We start from the raw sequence: 16777 nt of genomic DNA, 5'->3' as shown, positions 1-16777 counted from the left end.
AACCTATGTCTACTGCCTACCACCACGGCGTTCGCGTCATCGAAGTCATCGAAGTCAGCGCGGGCACGCGCACCATCCGCACCGTCTCCACTGCTGTCGTCGGCCTGGTCGCCACGGCCGCCGATGCGGACGAGACCATCTTCCCGCTCAACAAGGCGGTGCTGATCACCGACGTGCTCGGTGCGGTCGCCAGCGCCGGCACCAAGGGCACCTTGCGCGCCACGCTGCAGGGCATTGCCGACCAGACCAACCAGGTGACCATCGTCGTGCGTGTGGCAGACGGCGAAGATGCAGCCAAGACGTCCAGCAACGTCATCGGCGAGGCCAAGTCCAGCGGCTACACCGGCCTGTATGCCTTGCTCGCCGCGCAGGCACAGCTGGGCGTGCGGCCGCGCATCCTGGGCGCACCTGGCCTGGACACGCTGCCGGTGGCCAAGGCGCTGGCGACCATCGCCAAGAAGCTGCGCGCCATGGCCTATGTGCGGCCGGTCGCCGAAACCGTCGCCGAGGCAGTCACCTACCGCGGCCAGTTCAGCGACCGCGAGCTGATGCTGATCTGGCCGGACTTCCTGGCGTTCGATACCACCACCAGCACCACGACCGCCGCATATGCCACCGCGCGTGCGCTCGGCCTGCGCGCCAAGATCGACACCGAACAGGGCTGGCACAAGAGCCTGTCCAATGTGCCCGTGGCCGGCGTCACTGGCGTTTCCAAGGATGTGCATTGGGATCTGCAGGATCCGGCCACCGATGCGGGTGTGCTCAACGAGGGCGACATCACCACGTTGGTCAACTTCAACGGTCAACGCTTCTGGGGATCGCGCACGTGCGCGGAGGACAACATGTTCGCCTTCGAGACGGCCACGCGTACCGCCCAGGTCCTGGCCGACACCATCGCCGAGGGCGTGGCGTTCTACGTCGACAAGCCGATGCATCCCTCGCTGGTCAAAGACATCGTCGAAGACATCAACGCCAAGTTCCGCGACCTGAAGGCGTCCGGCTACCTGATCGATGCCACCGCCTGGTTCGACGGCACCGTCAACAGCGCCACCACGCTCGCCGATGGCGCGCTGCGCATCGACTACGACTACACGCCAGTACCGCCGCTGGAGAACCTGCAGCTGTACCAGAAGATCACCACCAGCTACCTGGCCGACTTCGCCGAACGCGTCAACGCGTAACGCACCCGCCTTAGATTCCCGGAGAAACCCATGGCTTTGCCCAAGAAACTTAAAGCGCTCAACCTGTTCAACAACGGTGAGAGCTATCTCGGCCAGGTGGTCGAAGTGAAGCTGCCCACGCTGTCCCGCAAGATGGAGGAATATCGCGGTGGCGGCATGAATGGCCCGGTCGACATCGACTTTGGCCAGGAGAAGATCGAGCTCGAATGGAAGTGCGGCGGCATGATGCGCAGCGTGCTGAATCAGTACGGCGCCACCACGCACAACGCCGTGCAGCTGCGCTTTGCCGGCGCCTACCAGCGCGACGACACCGCAGAAGTCGATGCAGTGGAGGTGGTCGTGCGCGGCCGCCACAGCGAGATCGATCCGGGCACCGGCAAGTCCGGCGATGACACCGAGTTTTCGGTCAAGACCTCGGCCAGCTACTACAAGCTGACCATCAACGGCACCACCGTGATCGAGATCGATTTCGTGAACATGACCGAGATCGTCAATGGCGTGGATCTGCTCGCCGCCCAACGCCGCGCCATCGGCGCCTGACCCTTCCGGCCTGGCGCCGCCGGGCCTTTGTCCTGAGACCATTCCGATGACCCCGACGTTTTCCCCAGCCGTTCCCCTCGACCAGCCCATCACGCGCGGCGAGCAGACCATCACCCAGATCAACGTGCGCAAGCCCGGGGCCGGCGAGCTGCGCGGCCTCAAGCTCACCGACGTGCTGCAGCTGGATGTCACCGCACTGGCAACGCTGCTGCCGCGTATTTCTTCGCCCACGCTGACCACCGCCGACGTCAACGCGATGGATCCGGCAGACCTGCTGGCCGTGGGCCAGGAGGTGCAGGTTTTTTTCTTGCCCAAGGCACAGAGGGAAGCGGACTTCCCGACTGCGTAGAGGATGCGATGGCCGACATCGCGGCCATCTTCCATTGGCCGCCGTCTGAAATGGACGGCTGGTCGCTGCACGAACTCACGGCGTGGCGCGAGCGTGCCCGCCTGCGAAGCGGAGCCGAATGATGCCCCACCCAACGAACGAGGCCGCCTAAATGGCGGCCTCCGACAATCTGCGCCTGCAGGTCATCCTGGCCGCCGTCGATCGCGCCACCGGCCCGTTCCGGCGTGTGCTCAATGGCAGCCGTGGCGTTGCCACCGCACTGCGCAATCAGCGCGACGCGCTGCGTCAACTCAACAGCCAACACCGCGACATCGGCGCCTATCGCGAGCAGGTCGCGCTGGCACAGCGCGCCAAGGCCGCGCTCGATGCGCAGCGGCAATCGGTACGCACGCTTGCCCAACAGATGAAGGCCGCCGGCACACCCACGGCGGCGATGAATGCCGAGTTCGAGCGCGCCGTGCGCACCGCCCGCGAGCTCAAGACCGCACACGGCGCGCAGGAGGCCGGCCTGCAGCGGCTGCGCGGCCGGCTGGAGACGGCCGGGATCAGCACGCGCGAGCTCGTCACCCACGAGCGTCGCCTACGCAGCGAGATCGAGAGCACCAACACCGCCATGCGCGCCCAGCAGCAGCGCCTGGTGGCGATCGACGCCGCACAGCGCAGCAGCGCCCGCATCCAGAGCGCCGGCCTGCAGGCAAGCGCCTATGGCGCCGGTATGGCGTTCGCCGGCCAGCGGGCCTTGCGCGCCTCCGCACTGCCGATCAGCGATGCGATGGAATTCGAGTCGGCGATGGCGGACGTGCGCAAGGTCGTGGACTTCAGCACGCCGCAGCAGTTCGCCCAGATGGGCCGCGATGTGGAGAACCTCTCCATGCGCCTGCCGATGCTGCCGGCGGATATCGCCAAGATCGTCGCGGCCGCCGGCCAAGCGTCCATCCCGCGCCAGGAGCTGGTCCGCTTCGCTGAGGACGCGGCGAAGATGGGCGTGGCATTCGACAGCAGCGCAGAGGAAGCCGGCCAGACGATGGCGACCTGGCGCACGGCGTTTCGCATGGGCCAGGCCGAGGTGGTCGTGCTGGCCGACAAGATCAACTACCTCGGCAACACCGGCCCGGCGAGCGTCAACAAGATCAGCGCGGTAGTGAACCGCATCGGTGCCCTGGGCGAAGTCGCCGGCCTGCAGAGCGGGCCCCTGGCGGCCCTCGGCGCCACCGTCGCCGGTATGGGTATCGAGTCGGAGGTTTCGGCCACCGGCATCAAGAACATGCTGCTCACCCTGGCCTCGGGCGAGTCGGCCACCAAGAGCCAGCGCGAGGCCTTCGACAAGCTGGGCATCAAGGCCACGACCATGGCCCAGGTGATGCAGAAGGACGCCGGCGGGGCAATCATGTCCGTGCTGCAGAAGCTGCGCGCACTGCCCAAAGCCGAGCAGGCCGCGACCATGACGCAGCTGTTCGGCCGCGAGTCGATCGGCGCGATCGCACCGCTGCTGACCAATCTGGAGCTCCTGCAGGGCAACTTCGCCAAGGTCGCGGACGCGCAGCGCTACGGCGGCTCGATGTCGGCAGAGTACGCATCGCGGGTGGCCACCTCGGCCAACTCGCTGCAGCTGCTGAAGAACACCGCTGTGGTGGTATCCCAGTCGATCGGCCAGACCCTGCTGCCGCAGTTCAAGGAACTGACCGAACGCACCGCTGCCGTGGTCGGCCAGGTCACAACGTGGATCCGCGCCAACCCAGCCCTGGTCGGTGCGATCGCCAAGGTGGCGATCGGCGCCGCCGCGCTGGTCACGATCTTGGGCGGGCTGCTGGTGGCCGGCGGCGTGGCCGCAATGGCCTTCTCGCAGATCCACGGCGCCGTCGCGCTGCTGTCGGGCGGTGGCGGCTTTGGTGCGCTGCTGCGGCAGGGGCTGGCGTTCGGCGGCCGCGTGCTGCCCATGCTCGCCAACGGTGCGCGCCTGCTGCTGCCGCTGCTCGGCGGCGTCAGCCTGCCGGTGCTGGCGATCGGTGCAGCCGTTGCGGCGGTGGCGCTGCTGGTGTGGAAGTACTGGGTGCCGATCAAGGCCTTTGCCATCGGCGTGTGGCAAGGCATCGTCGATGTGGCCGCGCCGGTGCTGGCCGAGCTGCAGACCGCGCTCGCGCCACTGGGCCCGGTGTGGGACACGGTGGCCGCCGCGATGGGCCAGGCCTGGGCGTGGGTGAAACAGCTGCTGGCACCGTTCGAGGCCACCACCGCGCAGTTGCATGGTGCAACGCAGGCCGGTCGCGGCTTCGGGCAGATCCTGGGCGCGGTGCTAGTCACCCAGCTACAGCTGGCCGTGAAGGCGATCGGCTGGCTCGTGCAGGCGTTCGTGTTCGTGCTGCCCGTCATCAAGCAGATCCTCGGCGGCGTGTGGCAAACGGTCCAGGGCACCTGGTCGCTGATCGTGGGCGTGTTCACCGGGAACGGCGATCGCATCCGCCAAGGGCTGCTGCAGCTGTGGGCCGGCATCAACCTGCAGCTGGCCAACTGGCCGGCACGGATGCTGCAGGCCGGCGCAGACATGATCAGCGGCCTTGTCCAGGGCATCCGCTCCAAGCTCGGCGCCGCCGGCGATGCAATCGCCAGCGTCGGCAGCGGCGTGGTCGATCGCTTCAAAGGCCTGCTGGGCATCCACAGCCCCTCGCGCGTGTTCACCCAGCTGGGCGACTTCACCATGCAAGGCCTCACCGTGGGCCTGCAGCGCGGCCAGGGCGCGCCTGTGCAGGCCGTGACGGCGCTTGGCAACCGGATGCGTGCGGTGGGCGCTGGGCTGGCCCTGGCAACCGCCACAGCGCCGGTGGCAGCGATCGACAGCCGGGCGCCATTGACCGCACCTGCGCGCGCACCAGGCGCGCCTGCAGGCGGGAACAGCTACGTCATCCACGTCCACGCCGCGCCCGGCATGGACGCCACCGCACTGGCGCGCGAAGTCGCCCGCCAACTTGAAGAGCGCGACCGGCGCACAGCGGCGGCCCGCCGCTCCAGCCTGCGCGACGACTGAGGATCCGCCCTGATGATGATGTCCTACGGCACCTTCGTGTTTTCCCTCGACAGCGCCGCCTTCCTGCAGCTGCAGCGGCAGATGAGCTGGCGCCATGCCACCAGCGAGCGCGTCGGCGCGCGGCCAGCCAGCCAGTTCCTGGGCCCAGGCGATGACACCATCGACCTGTCTGGCTTGATCGCACCCGAGCTCACCGGCACGCGGGCATCGCTGGACACGCTGCGCAAGCTCGCGGCCGATGGTGAGCCGCTGCCGCTGGTGGACGGCGCAGGCGTGGTCTACGGGCCGTATCTGCTGCTGTCCATCAACGAGACAGCCTCGCTGTTCTTCGAGGACGGCACACCGCGCCGCATTGAGTTCCAGCTGAGCCTTCGCCGCGCAGACGACGCCACGCCGGAGGCGACCGCCGCATGAGCTACCCGATTCCGCAGTGGCGCGTGGTGCTCGATGGCATCGACCTCACCGAGCGCATTGCCCCGCGCCTGCTCGATCTCACCCTCACCGAATGCCGCGGCGGCGAAGCCGACCAGCTGGATCTACGCATCCACGACCACGACGGAAAGATGGCACTCCCCAAGCGCGGCGTGCGCCTGGCCGTGGCGTTGGGTTGGAAAGACACCGGCCTGGTCGACAAAGGCACCTTCATCGTGGACGAGGTCGAGTACAGCGGTGCGCCGGACGTCATCACCGTGCGGGCGCGCAGCGCGGATCTCACCGCCGACATGCGCACGCGCCGCGAACGTAGCTGGCACAACACGACACTGGGCGCCGTGCTCAACACGCTGGCCGGCGAGCACGGATTGACGCCGCGTGTGGCAGAGGCGCTCGCGCGCACGAAGCTGCCGCACCTCGACCAGGCCAACGAGAGCGACATGAATCTGCTCACACGCCTGGGGCAGCGCTTTGATGCAGTGGCCACCGTCAAAGCAGGCGCGCTGCTGTTTGCGCCGATCGGCGCAGCCACAACGTCAACCGGCAAGCCATTGCCCACCGTCACGCTAACGCGCCGCGACGGTGACCGGCATCGCTACTCGGTAGCGGACCGCGACGCCTACACCGGCGTGCGTGCGTACTGGGTGGACAAGGGCAAGGCGCGGCGGCAGTCGGTGCTTGTGGGTACAGACGAAAACGCCAAGCGCCTGCGCGAGTCATACGCAGATGAGGCGACGGCACGCCAACATGCACACGCCGAGCTGGAGCGAATCAAGCGCGGCGCGGCGAAGTTCGACTACGCACTCGCGATCGGGCGGCCGGATCTGTTCCCAGAGCAGATCCTCACGGTGAGCGGCTTCAAGCCCGAGATTGATGGGCAACGCTGGTTAATTGCGAAAGTTGCCCACAGCGTCAGCGGTTTCAGCGGCTTCACTACACGGGTTGAATTGGAAACTGCCGTTAAACAACCCTAAATAGAGAAGAAACATCAACAACATAGCGCAACCGTTAACGCGTGCGATTGTTTAGCCAGCCCTCGCGCTTGCCGAGAAATATATAAATTCTTAACCGGGCGTTAGTTCGTGATCACTAATAATAGGATTCCCAAGCGTGCTCCACACAAAGCGCACACCAACAAAATAAAGCCTAACGTCAGATTCATCGTTGTAAAATTTAGATGGCAGAATATCCACTAAATACATTTCAACCTCACCGGACGGCGGATCATCTGCTGCGAAAATTATCTCAATAATCGGGATCGATTCGTCTATCGTTGCTACTGCGTCAACAATTAACTGCGGCAAGGCTTCAGGTGTACGAAGCGCCCTTTCGACCCTAATGAATATGGCAGCGTGCTTGTTCTTGCTGCTACTTAAACCGATTCTGCACCCTTCTGTACGCCAACCAAGCACATAACCAAGGAGTCTAGCAGCACTTATCAGGACAGGCTTTGTAAGCTTCTTCTGTGGCTTCGCAGTTTTTCTAGACAGCTTGGATTTTAATAATCTCTCTTGCACATCCACGCTCTCAACGTCAGACACTGCCACAGATGAAACTTTTGACTGAAGCCGCGCAACTGATTTCTTTAAAAAATCTTTGAGCGTATACATCCAAAAATTATCCACGCCCCCTAGCGACCTCATTTCTTCACGCAGCTCTGGCAAGGGACCAGCCTGGAATCCCCCCGACACTTTCTTCCACCAATCTTCCTTTTCATCAGAGGTCACGAATATTACATTCTTCGTCTTCGCCCTGGAAACATGCCCAATCATTTGCGTCCAAAGCAGGTAGTCGCCGTACCGCTTCTCGAACACCAAATGGCCGGCCATGAACTTAGGATCGCCGCCGTTGTCCTTGTCTACGTCCATATACCCAGGACCCATCTTGACGGCAAACCTCAGCGCGGCGTCTCTACATATACGATCAACTTCTTCCTGAGTAGATGGCGCAGGGCCGACCGAGTTTTTTAGAAGATCATCAAGAGCATTTAGAATCAGATCTGGGCCGTTCGGCTTCAACTGCGCAGCAACGGCAATCTTCGACCGCTCTTCGATTTTTTCCGAAGTCGCCTTCATGTCTTCTATAAGAGAATCTATATCACCCACTCCGCGCTTTGCCAGCTGAAGCTCATCAATTTTTCGATTGTAATCTGCAAACTTCTTTCCGAGGTCATCAAATAAACTCTGCGCATCCCGATGAGCCTTAGCTATTACTGAAAGTCGATTACGGTGAAATTCCAGTCCCACATGATGTGGAATCCAAAGCCTTCCCTTCAAAAGAGAAAAAACTTCAAGAATTTCCTCGCTTGAACCCGCTGGAACCCGATAAAGATGCAGCAACACATTGGTGTCAAGCACGACCAACCCTTCGCTCCAAAGCTTATTGAATTCATCTTCAGTAGGCTGGTAGTAGCCGAGAAAGCTTTCCTTCATGTAGCCCCCTAGTTTTTCACGATGAGCTGCCAGCGCATCTCTTTTTGTGAGTGACTGCTTAAATTGGCAAATCAATCCCTAAACATCAGGCTGCTAGTGCCGATAACGCCCTCTTTTGCGAGGACCAGCTGTCCTATGTTGAGATTGATCAGGATTTCTTTTTTTTCCGGCCGCCCATGTTGATCTGCAAATTGCTTTGGTCAATCGGTGCCCTGGTAGAAATTACAGAACCAATTTCGTTGTTGTTGAACGATACGACCGGGCTCCCCCCAGTCTTCAAAGAAGAGCCATCGGTCAACAGGCCCAACGCCGCGAGCACAGCGTTGCGAACAGCCGGTGATGCACATTTGAACGCGGACAGCAGAAGCTTGTCGGCGGGATCCAACTGCGCCCGATGTCCAGACAGCACATACATGACGTCAACACCACGATCCAATGCGGCGAGTAGGTACGCTCCGCCCGGCAGGTTGACGTCTTTTTCGAAATTCAGCTGCGCATAGCGCGTCAAGCCAAGTTGGACGGCCATTTCTTCCTGGGTGAGGCCTAACCGCTTGCGCTCTTCCTTCAGGCGTTTCCCTACAGACATACAGGCATTCCCTTACTTGACAATGTTGAGTTAAGTCCACAAAATTCCCAAAAGTAGACGGAACCGCCACATGCCCCGTAAGAGTCAAATGCAGCAGTTCACGCCTCGCAGCCCGGAACAGGCGCGAGAGTGGCTTGAGTCGAATGGCATTACGGTCTCGGCATTCGCACGGCAGCACGGCGTGGATCGGTCGGTCGTACATGACCTTCTCCGTGGCCGCTCTCAGGGCAAATACGGCGAGTCCCACAAAGCGGCAATCGCATTGGGTCTCAAGGCACCACCCAATAGTGCCACACAAATCCCAACCGCAAAAAGCTCAAGGGGGTGAGCATGTTTGGTCGGAAGAAAATCGTTTTTCGCTGCGAAGCGTGCAGTGCAAGGCTGATCAAACGCACAAGCTTCCTCGCACACAAGTTCCTTCGACACGACTCCTATGTGTGCGAGAACCCGATGTGCGGCGCGACCTATACAGGCCATTCGGAGTTGACTGGCATTGCCAGCCCCAGCGGTGTGCCCACCTCTCACAGCGAGCTTCCGCCGACACCAGCATATGAGCGCGCACAAGCTCTGCAGGCTTACCGCGAGTCGTTAGGCGACCGCCAGCTGGATCTGATTCCTCTCAGCGGCGAGCCGCTCTTCCCTCACATCTGAGGCATTTTTAATGCGAAAGACCCTTGATTGGGCGGCATTGCCGCCCACGGCGAAGCTTTGCCTGGAGGTCGCCCTCATCCACGGCGGGCTGGTGAAAACCGCGTACGGCTACATTGGCCGCACAGCCCCGACGGACACGGATCAGCGCTTTGGCGCGGTCGTCGTTGCAACGCTGATGCGGGAAGGACTTGCGACCTCTGCTGATGATCGCCTGGTCGTGCTGACCGGCACCGCCACGGCTCTGTTCCACCTCCAGCACGCGAATGGTGAGGTGGGCTCGTGAGGCATGCCAATAGTTGGTTCACCGCACAGGAACCGCGCTTCGTCGATGCGGCGAGCAATGTCCCACAGCGCGTCGCTCCGCACGCCAAGCACGAAGAAGCGCGCCTGCTCGCAGCGGCAATTGATGCGCACCGTCGCGCAGGCGGCGCCTATCACGTGATCGACAACGCCACATCTCCGCCTGCGCCTCGGCGCGTGCTCGGCGTTTAAGGAAGCTCGATGCAAGAGGATCTGCGACAACAGGTGCTGTCCCGGCTGGAACGGGATTACGGACTCAAACACCGTAGTGGCACTGAGTACATGCGCGGCGGCAAGTGCCCGTCGTGCAGCAAGAAAGAGCTCTACACCCACCATCTCAAGCCGTGGGTCGTGAAATGCGGCCGTCAGTCGAAGTGCGGTCGCGAACTGCACGTCAAGGATCTGTACGACGACCTGTTCGACGACTGGTCCAAGCGCTTCCAGCCAACGACGGCAGCGCCCAATGCTGCGGCCGACGCTTACTTGCAGTTCTCGCGCGGCTTTGATCTGGCGCCGCTCAAGGGCCTCTACAGCCAGGACAGCCACTACGATCGCAAGATCGGCGCCGGCACTGCGACCGTGCGCTTTGCGCTGGTCAAGGGCGGCTGGTGGGAGCGACTAATCGACCGCCCGCATCGCTTCGGCAAGCAGAAGGCGCGCTTTGCGCCAGGCCAGAGCTATGCAGGGGTGTGGTGGGCGGCGCCTGCAGCGCTGACAGCCATGCAGACGGCACGCGAGGTGTGGATTGTTGAGGGCATCTTCGATGCCATCGCGCTCCTGCAGCACGGCATGTGCGCGGTATCGGCCATGTCTTCCAACGCATTCCCTGAAGAATCGCTGCGCGAGCTGGCCAAGGCACGCATGGCCGATCTTCCGACACTCGTCTGGGCACTGGACAACGAGCCGGGGGCACGTGCGTACACGCACAAGCACATCAAGCGCGCCCAGGCGCTGGGCTTCAATTCGCGGGCCGCCCAGATCGTCCAGCGCGACGGCAAGAAAACCGACTGGAACGACCTGCATCTGCGCGCGATCGCTTCCGATGATCCCAAGCAGTGGGACAACGACGTCAAGGAAGCACGCTACCAGGGCGACCTGCTCGTGGCCCGCACCGCGGTGGACAAAGGACTGCTGATGTTCGAGCACGATGGCCGTAACGACTTTTGGCTGGAGTACCGCTCCCGCCTGTATTGGTTCGACTTCGACACCCAGCGCTTCGACAAGCTGCGCAAAGAGAAGTTGGGGGACGTCGACGCTGACGATGCGGACGACTTGCAAGCCGAGGATCTGCGGAAGATCAAGCGGGCCGCTTGCTCTGTCCAGAAGATTGCCAACTGCTTCCCGGAAGCCCTGTATTTCCAGCGCCAGGAGGTCACCGACGAAAGCTGGTACTACTTCCGCGTCGACTTTCCGCACGATGGACCCAGCATCAAAGGCACCTTTACAGGTGGGCATGTCGCCAGTGCTTCCGAGTTCAAGAAGCGCCTCATTTCCCTGGCCGCCGGCGCGATGTTCACCGGCAGCGGCCACCAGCTGGACCGCCTGATTGAAGAGCAGACCGAGGCGATCAAGACGGTGGACGCTATCGATTTCGTCGGCTACAGCAAGGAACACCGCGCCTATCTGCTCGGCGATATTGCCGTGCGCGACGGCGAGCTGGTGACAGCCAACGAGGAGGACTATTTCGAGTTCGACAAGCTGCGCCTGAAGACCACGCAGAAGTCCATCCGATTGGAGATCCAGCGCGACGCCGAGGCGTTCCGCGTGGATTGGCTGCCATGGCTGTGGCAGTGCTTCGGCACGCACGGCATGGTCGCGATGACGTTCTGGTTTGGCTCACTGTTTGCCGAGCAGATCCGCATTGGGCACAAGAGCTTTCCCTTCCTTGAAGCCACCGGTGAGGCCGGCGCCGGCAAGACTACGCTGCTGACGTTCCTGTGGAAGCTGCTTGGCCGCTCAGACTACGAGGGCTTCGACCCGGCCAAGTCGTCCAAGGCCGGCCGTGCCCGCGCCATGGGCCAGGTGTCAGGTATGCCCGTCGTCCTGCTGGAGGCGGACCGCAGCGAGCCAGACAAAGCGCACTCCAAGACGTTCGAGTGGGATGAGCTGAAGGACTTCTTCGGCGGCGGCACCCTGGCGACACGCGGCGTGCGCAACGGCGGCAACGAGACCTACGAGCCGCCATTTCGCGGCACCATCGTGATCACCCAGAACGCTGCAGTGGACGCCAGCGAAGCAATCCTGACGCGCATCGTGAAGCTGCATTTCAGGCGGCCGCAGGTCACCACCGAAAGCCGCATCGCGGCCGACAACCTCAACGCGCTGCAGGTCGAAGAAGTCAGCCACTTCCTTGTGCGTGCTGTTCGGCAAGAGCGCGCCGTCCTCGATCTGTTCGCGGAGCGCGCGAAGGTATTCGAGGCCAAGCTGCGGGCGCAGCAGGATCTCCGCCTTGAACGCGTCATCAAGAACCACGCGCAGATGCTGGCGCTGTTCGACTGCCTGCGCCTGGTCATCGCTATCCCGGACGAGATGGTGGAGCAGACGCGGCTCGCGTTGTTGGATATGGCGCTGGAACGGCAGAAGGCGATCAGCGCCGACCACGCGATGGTCAACGAGTTCTGGGAGGTCTACGAATACCTCGAAGCCACCGGACACGGCAAAGCTGTGGTCAATCACAGCCGCGATGCACAGCGGATTGCGATCAACCTCAACCACTTCGCTGCGCGGGCTGCGCAGTTCAGCCAAGCCGTGCCCGATCTCAAGGTGCTGCGTGCGTTGCTCGGTGATTCGCGCCGGCACAAATTCATCGGAGCGAACGTGGCCGTCAACAGCGCTGTCCTCAAGGATGATCTGACGGGTGTCGGCACAACGGTCAAGTGTTGGGTGTTCCAGAAATGAGCGCGCTCGCCCAGGTGGGAAATTTTGGGAAATTTTCGTTGACATCCGCCCAGCAGCGGAGCAACCATTACCCCGTCGCCGCCAAATCGGCGACCGGGATTAGCCTCCTGATTTCTCAAGGCGCACCAGCGCCCATCGATCGATGCAAGGCGCTTTTTTATCGCCCTGCGTTTGTTCGGGCGCTTGCCGGCCAGTTCTATGGCGGGCGGTACGTGGGGGCCGCAAGGCCCGCCGGTTCCTTGAGTCCGGTAAGGCTAACCCGTGCCGTCCGCCACCTCCGATTAGCCTCGGCAGTGGCGGATTCCAGCCAACTCAAGGAATCCACCATGTCCGACGACGCTCAAGAAGCGCCGGCTAATGCCGCGCGTCAAATCGCCCATTTCTTTGGCTTGATCGCCGACACCCTCGACTGGAATCACACCGCCTGGCTCGCCCTGCAGGCGAAGCTGCAAGCCACGGGCAAAGCTCCCGAGGCACTGACACTGGCCGATGTCGAGGCCGCTATTTCCAGCATCAATGCCGACCCGGCCGAGGTGCGCCAGTGAGCCGGCGCGACTTGCACAAGGCGACGCGCATCGCTCCAGGCGTCTACCTGCTCCTGCAGATCCGTGCGACCGACGTGCTGGCAGAGCTGTACGCCGACGGTCTGCATGACAGCCCACCGGTGATGTTCGCCTGCAGCGCGATCGATGAGCCGAGCGCGTTGTTTCTTGTCGATGACGGCACCGGCTTGGTCATCGGCTCGTTGCACGTGGTCATGCCGGAAGCCGAGGCCGCCGCGCTGCAGGAATGGGTGATAGAGCGAATGCCTGCATTGGAGGTGGCTTGATGGACGCCACTCATCCGAACACACACCTGCCGGAGGACGCTGATTTCTCGATCAGCGAAGAGGAACAATTCCGACTCTGGCGCGCGTATCACGCGGCGGCATTGCTTGCCGCGCTGACCAACGACATCGCGATCGAGGCAGGCATCAATCACGACGGACCGGCGGCAGTGGCCGAGTACATCCGCCACGAACTGCTTGATGTCCTCGGCGGCGCGCAGTGCCTGCGCGAGCTTGATCCCAGCATTTCGCCATCTGGCGCCGACCTGATCTAACCCCGCAACAGCGGGCCGGCGGGCGGTGCTGTAACACCGCCCCAAGGCCCTCCACCAACGCAACTCAGGAGAGTCGATATGCAACAGCAAACTGGAACACGTCCAGCCACGGCAGCACGTCCGCTGGCTTTGGGCACCGGACCCGGCCCGGAGGCTACCACGCCGGCCGTCGTCGCCTACGACAGAGGCACGGGCGACTGCTCAGCGACCATCACCATGCATGTCACGCATGGCTCGGTCGTGGTCACTGCCGCTCTGAGCATGGGGCCGCTCCGCGAAGCTCGCCAGTCTTAGGAGCGCCGCCGCGGCCCCGGTAGCGGCTGGAAGCTCATCGACGGCCCTCGCTTGTGGACCAAGGCGGAAGGCTGCATCAGCACAGAGCTTGCCGAATTCATGGACGGCCTGGACTTCCCCTTTGACCTGGCCAACATGCTGCCGCGCAGGCCAACTGCGGCCGCAGCTGCCGCTGTGGCCCAGGCCGCACGGGAGGTGAGCCATGGTTGAGTTGCTCGCTTTCGCGATGGTCCTGGCCCCGGCGGCCGGTGGCGCCCTGGTGTACAGGCTGTGGACCACCCGCCGCCCGCGCCTTACTCAGACCGGCTTGGCGGTCGGCCAGGTACCGCAGCGGCTGCGCCGTCGCGCTCGGATGGCCGTCCGCCGGGAGGTTGCTCATGGCTAAGTCCGTTGTCGTGGTCGGTCCCCAGGGAAGCGGCAAGACACTCAACGCAGAAGCCATGCGCCAGTTGTATGACCTGCAGGCTGTCGTCGACCTCGACGAAGTGCTGTTTGGGCTGCGCGCCGATCGGGTGGAGCCAGAAGGACAACTGATCTTGACCTGCAACGAGCAGCAGGCCCGCACGTGGTCAGTGCGCTGGGGCCTGACCGTTGTGCACATCGATGTTGTGCGCGCCCGCCTGGGCGCCGCCTGGAGGGCGACCCTATGAATCTGCAGCGCACGATCGAGATTGCGCGCGCCGCCGCGCGGTTGGGAGAGCCTGGCCCCCTGTCCACGGGTGAGGCACTCACCGCCGCCCTGGTGCTGAATCGCCACGACTGGCTGGCAGATATGGGATATACCGCCGCCCAGGCGCTGGACCGGATCGACTCCGACACCGTGCAGCACCTGCGAGATGCCGAGCGCGTACTAAGCCTGGAGGTACCGTGACGCAACGTCAGGTCGACCACGACAACACTTTGCCGCCTTGCGCAAATGGCCATGTGGCCCGACACATGCTTGACGCCCGCCGCGTTGAGGCGGGCGGCGGGCACTTCATTGAGTGCGTGTGCGGGCGCACGCAGAAGCATCCCAGCTACGAGCTGGCCATGACCGAGTGGCGCCGCGCCCATCGGATACGCACGCCGCGTCAGCCACGTCCTTGCCCGGCAAACGTGGTGCAGCTCGGCCTGCGCTTTACCGGCACGCGCCAGCGATGATCGATAGCGCGAGCAGCGAGGGCCTACGTCGGGCATGTGAGGCGCGCCACTGGCTCCGCCAGGGCTACGTGAGCGCGGCCAAGGTAGGAGAGCTGCGGCTCCGCATCGCCGCCCAGCGCGGCTATGCGGCGGCTGACTTGCTGGTGGAGGAGATGCGCATGCAATGGCGACGCAGACGGGAGTGGGACATGGAGCAACGTGCGTGAGCAGTGCGGTCATCACGTTCGAGGATCTGCGCCGCCTCTGCGCGCCGGTCGGCCCTGTTCCCCGCGCGTCCACGGTAGTGCGCTGGGCTCGCGAGCAAGGAATTCTCTATAGGTACGACGGACAAGGCGGGATCTGGACCACGCTAGACGCACTCAATGCGGCGTTGGGCCTGGCCCAGGCAACGACCGAGCTACACAACAAGGAACTCATCTGATGGGACGCGGCAGGAAGCGCAAGTTCAACCCGGATATCCCTCGGCACATCGACCAAGACGCCCTCCCGAAGGGCGTCTACTGGGCCGATGGGCGCTGGTACATCATCGAGCCGCATCCGCAGGGCGGCCCGACAAGGAAGCGCACGATCGCCTACGCCGATGCGCGGCTTTCTGACCTCCACGCAGCCAGGGAGGCATCGCGAGGGGCCGGCCTGGTCGGCTCGCTGCAGTACCTGGCCAACGCGTTCAAGCAATCCACCGAGTACCGCGATCTGTCCCGCAGCACTCGCGATGACTACGATCGCCATGCCGAGGTGGCGTGCGGTTACGTGCTGAAGGACGGCAGCAAGTTCGGAAGCCTACTGGTCGATCGCTTGTCCGTTCCCTTGGTGCAGCGCCTGGTCGAGGCACTCGCCAAGGGGCGGGAAGCAACTGCTATCCAGCCCGCCTTGCTTGCCCGACCATCCACCGCCAATCACACGCTGCGTTATCTGCACCGGCTGTTCGCTTGGGGCATACGTATTGGCCATTGCAAAACCAACCCGGCCGGCGGCGTGCGGGCAGCCAAAGAGCGTGCCGATGCAAAGATGCCGGACCCGCAGTCGTTCCTGGCGGTGCTTGAGTTCGCTAAAGAGCGCGCTGCGTTGCCACTGCATGCCAAAGGCGCGGTCCCGCCGTACATGCCGGCAGTGATGGTGCTGGCCTATAACGCGCGTCTGCGAGGGATCGAGGTGACAGACCTGACAGACGCCGATGCGCTTCAGCAGGGAGTGCGGTGCACGCGCCGGAAGGGTTCTCGCGACAACATCACCCTGTGGAACGATGATCTTTGGTGGGCGTGGACCTGGCTGCGGGACTACCGCGCCCAACGCATCCAGGCACATAGGCGACCGGTGCCCCTGCGCCCCGAGCAGCGCGGGCTATTGGTCACCCAGACTGGCACCCGCTTGGCGCGCTCGACACTAAAGACGGCCTGGCAGCGCTTGATCACCGCAGCGATCGAGTTCGGCGTGATTGAGGAAGAGGCGCGCTTTACGCTGCACGGGCTCAAGCATCGCGGTGTCACCGATACACGTGGCACGCGGGCACACAAGCAAGATGCTGCAGGACACGTCACGCCGCAGATGACGCATCGCTACGATCACGAGCTCCAGGTCATTGCACCGCCGGAGTTGCCCACTGATGAGGCGCTGGCGAATGCACTGGCGTTCGTCGACTTGCTCGACTCCTCAGCGTCGTGAGGACACCTATTTTTCCCGGCAATTTTCCCGGCGCAACGAAAAAGGGCTTGCGATTTCTCGCAAGCCCTTGATGTTTCTGGCGCCCGAAGTTGGACTCGAACCAACGACCCCCTGATTAACAGTCAAGTGCTCTAACCGGCTGAGCTATTCGGGCGGGGAGGCAAATAGTACGGGAGGGCACCACAACAT

Annotated in this window: 24 protein-coding genes, 1 tRNA gene and 1 pseudogene; 23 read left to right on the top strand and 3 right to left on the bottom strand. The window is 63.1% G+C overall.

The window, feature by feature from the left end; genetic code table 11:
- Positions 1-5: 5 nt before the first annotated feature.
- From ACCQ09_RS08305 to ACCQ09_RS08275, 7 genes are read left to right on the top strand one after another with little or no spacing between them, the layout of a single operon-like run.
- On the top strand, positions 6-1181 hold the full coding sequence (locus ACCQ09_RS08305; protein WP_228427968.1) for a phage tail sheath protein: 1176 nt from the start codon (positions 6-8) through the stop codon (positions 1179-1181).
- 30 nt (positions 1182-1211) lie between these two features.
- Positions 1212-1721, top strand: coding sequence for a phage major tail tube protein (locus ACCQ09_RS08300; protein WP_040941077.1), 510 nt, complete (start codon positions 1212-1214; stop codon positions 1719-1721).
- Between the two features lie 46 nt (positions 1722-1767).
- Positions 1768-2070, top strand: coding sequence for a phage tail assembly protein (locus tag ACCQ09_RS08295; protein WP_040941076.1), 303 nt, complete (start codon positions 1768-1770; stop codon positions 2068-2070).
- A gap of 8 nt (positions 2071-2078) precedes the next feature.
- Positions 2079-2192 (top strand): GpE family phage tail protein, encoded by a 114-nt coding sequence (locus tag ACCQ09_RS08290; RefSeq protein ID WP_005922203.1) that lies wholly within the window; start codon positions 2079-2081, stop codon positions 2190-2192.
- A gap of 29 nt (positions 2193-2221) precedes the next feature.
- Positions 2222-5092, top strand: coding sequence for a phage tail tape measure protein (locus ACCQ09_RS08285; protein ID WP_040941075.1), 2871 nt, complete (start codon positions 2222-2224; stop codon positions 5090-5092).
- Between the two features lie 12 nt (positions 5093-5104).
- Complete coding sequence (locus tag ACCQ09_RS08280; protein WP_040941074.1) at positions 5105-5506, top strand: phage tail protein; 402 nt, start codon at positions 5105-5107, stop codon at positions 5504-5506.
- Complete coding sequence (locus tag ACCQ09_RS08275) at positions 5503-6498, top strand: phage late control D family protein (RefSeq protein ID WP_040941073.1); 996 nt, start codon at positions 5503-5505, stop codon at positions 6496-6498. The genes ACCQ09_RS08280 and ACCQ09_RS08275 overlap by 4 nt, the downstream gene beginning before the upstream one ends.
- A gap of 90 nt (positions 6499-6588) precedes the next feature.
- Here ACCQ09_RS08275 and ACCQ09_RS08270 read toward each other — a convergent pair whose 3' ends face one another.
- Together ACCQ09_RS08270 and ACCQ09_RS08265 are read right to left on the bottom strand one after the other, a co-directional pair.
- A complete protein-coding gene (locus ACCQ09_RS08270; RefSeq protein ID WP_040941072.1) occupies positions 6589-7956 on the bottom strand; it encodes a PIN-like domain-containing protein in 1368 nt (455 codons plus the stop codon).
- Between the two features lie 148 nt (positions 7957-8104).
- Positions 8105-8542 (bottom strand): helix-turn-helix domain-containing protein, encoded by a 438-nt coding sequence (locus ACCQ09_RS08265; protein ID WP_040941071.1) that lies wholly within the window; start codon positions 8540-8542, stop codon positions 8105-8107.
- Between the two features lie 70 nt (positions 8543-8612).
- On the opposite strand from ACCQ09_RS08265, the gene ACCQ09_RS08260 reads away from it, so the two are divergent.
- The 16 genes and pseudogenes from ACCQ09_RS08260 (at position 8613) to ACCQ09_RS08185 (ending at position 16588) form a co-directional block, all read left to right on the top strand.
- Positions 8613-8870: a DNA-binding protein gene (locus ACCQ09_RS08260; RefSeq protein WP_040941070.1), complete on the top strand. Its 258-nt coding sequence runs from the start codon at positions 8613-8615 to the stop codon at positions 8868-8870.
- 2 nt (positions 8871-8872) lie between these two features.
- Positions 8873-9193: an ogr/Delta-like zinc finger family protein gene (locus ACCQ09_RS08255; RefSeq protein ID WP_040941069.1), complete on the top strand. Its 321-nt coding sequence runs from the start codon at positions 8873-8875 to the stop codon at positions 9191-9193.
- A gap of 10 nt (positions 9194-9203) precedes the next feature.
- Positions 9204-9476: a hypothetical protein gene (locus ACCQ09_RS08250; RefSeq protein ID WP_040941068.1), complete on the top strand. Its 273-nt coding sequence runs from the start codon at positions 9204-9206 to the stop codon at positions 9474-9476.
- Positions 9473-9685 (top strand): hypothetical protein, encoded by a 213-nt coding sequence (locus tag ACCQ09_RS08245; RefSeq protein WP_040941067.1) that lies wholly within the window; start codon positions 9473-9475, stop codon positions 9683-9685. Before ACCQ09_RS08250 ends, ACCQ09_RS08245 begins: the two co-directional genes overlap by 4 nt.
- A gap of 9 nt (positions 9686-9694) precedes the next feature.
- Positions 9695-12391, top strand: coding sequence for a toprim domain-containing protein (locus tag ACCQ09_RS08240; RefSeq protein WP_040941066.1), 2697 nt, complete (start codon positions 9695-9697; stop codon positions 12389-12391).
- Positions 12392-12717: 326 nt separating this feature from the next.
- A complete protein-coding gene (locus ACCQ09_RS08235) occupies positions 12718-12936 on the top strand; it encodes a hypothetical protein (protein WP_040941065.1) in 219 nt (72 codons plus the stop codon).
- Complete coding sequence (locus ACCQ09_RS08230; RefSeq protein WP_040941064.1) at positions 12933-13220, top strand: hypothetical protein; 288 nt, start codon at positions 12933-12935, stop codon at positions 13218-13220. Before ACCQ09_RS08235 ends, ACCQ09_RS08230 begins: the two co-directional genes overlap by 4 nt.
- Entirely contained in the window at positions 13220-13492 is a 273-nt protein-coding gene (locus ACCQ09_RS08225; RefSeq protein ID WP_040941063.1) for a hypothetical protein, read from the top strand. Before ACCQ09_RS08230 ends, ACCQ09_RS08225 begins: the two co-directional genes overlap by 1 nt.
- 78 nt (positions 13493-13570) lie before the next feature.
- Positions 13571-13996, top strand: a pseudogene (locus tag ACCQ09_RS08220) (hypothetical protein).
- A complete protein-coding gene (locus ACCQ09_RS08215) occupies positions 13989-14171 on the top strand; it encodes a hypothetical protein (protein WP_040941062.1) in 183 nt (60 codons plus the stop codon). The pseudogene ACCQ09_RS08220 and the gene ACCQ09_RS08215 overlap by 8 nt, the downstream one beginning before the upstream one ends.
- Positions 14164-14436, top strand: a complete 273-nt coding sequence (locus ACCQ09_RS08210) for a hypothetical protein (protein WP_040941061.1) — start codon at positions 14164-14166, stop codon at positions 14434-14436. Before ACCQ09_RS08215 ends, ACCQ09_RS08210 begins: the two co-directional genes overlap by 8 nt.
- A complete protein-coding gene (locus ACCQ09_RS08205; RefSeq protein WP_040941060.1) occupies positions 14433-14657 on the top strand; it encodes a hypothetical protein in 225 nt (74 codons plus the stop codon). Before ACCQ09_RS08210 ends, ACCQ09_RS08205 begins: the two co-directional genes overlap by 4 nt.
- A complete protein-coding gene (locus ACCQ09_RS08200) occupies positions 14654-14926 on the top strand; it encodes a hypothetical protein (protein ID WP_162866371.1) in 273 nt (90 codons plus the stop codon). Before ACCQ09_RS08205 ends, ACCQ09_RS08200 begins: the two co-directional genes overlap by 4 nt.
- Positions 14923-15132: a DUF7696 family protein gene (locus tag ACCQ09_RS08195; RefSeq protein WP_040941059.1), complete on the top strand. Its 210-nt coding sequence runs from the start codon at positions 14923-14925 to the stop codon at positions 15130-15132. The genes ACCQ09_RS08200 and ACCQ09_RS08195 overlap by 4 nt, the downstream gene beginning before the upstream one ends.
- Positions 15129-15347 carry a hypothetical protein gene (locus ACCQ09_RS08190; RefSeq protein WP_040941058.1) on the top strand — a complete coding sequence of 73 codons (219 nt, stop codon included), beginning with the start codon at positions 15129-15131 and terminating at the stop codon, positions 15345-15347. The genes ACCQ09_RS08195 and ACCQ09_RS08190 overlap by 4 nt, the downstream gene beginning before the upstream one ends.
- Positions 15347-16588, top strand: coding sequence for a site-specific integrase (locus ACCQ09_RS08185; RefSeq protein ID WP_040941057.1), 1242 nt, complete (start codon positions 15347-15349; stop codon positions 16586-16588). Before ACCQ09_RS08190 ends, ACCQ09_RS08185 begins: the two co-directional genes overlap by 1 nt.
- Before the next feature lie 77 nt (positions 16589-16665).
- Here ACCQ09_RS08185 and ACCQ09_RS08180 read toward each other — a convergent pair.
- A tRNA-Asn gene (locus ACCQ09_RS08180) sits at positions 16666-16742 on the bottom strand.
- Positions 16743-16777 lie beyond the last annotated feature (35 nt).

Source organism: Xanthomonas sp. NCPPB 2586 (assembly GCF_041475775.2).
In the GTDB taxonomy this organism is placed as follows: Bacteria; Pseudomonadota; Gammaproteobacteria; order Xanthomonadales; family Xanthomonadaceae; genus Xanthomonas; species Xanthomonas campestris.
This window is presented reverse-complemented; position numbering and strand designations above follow the sequence as displayed.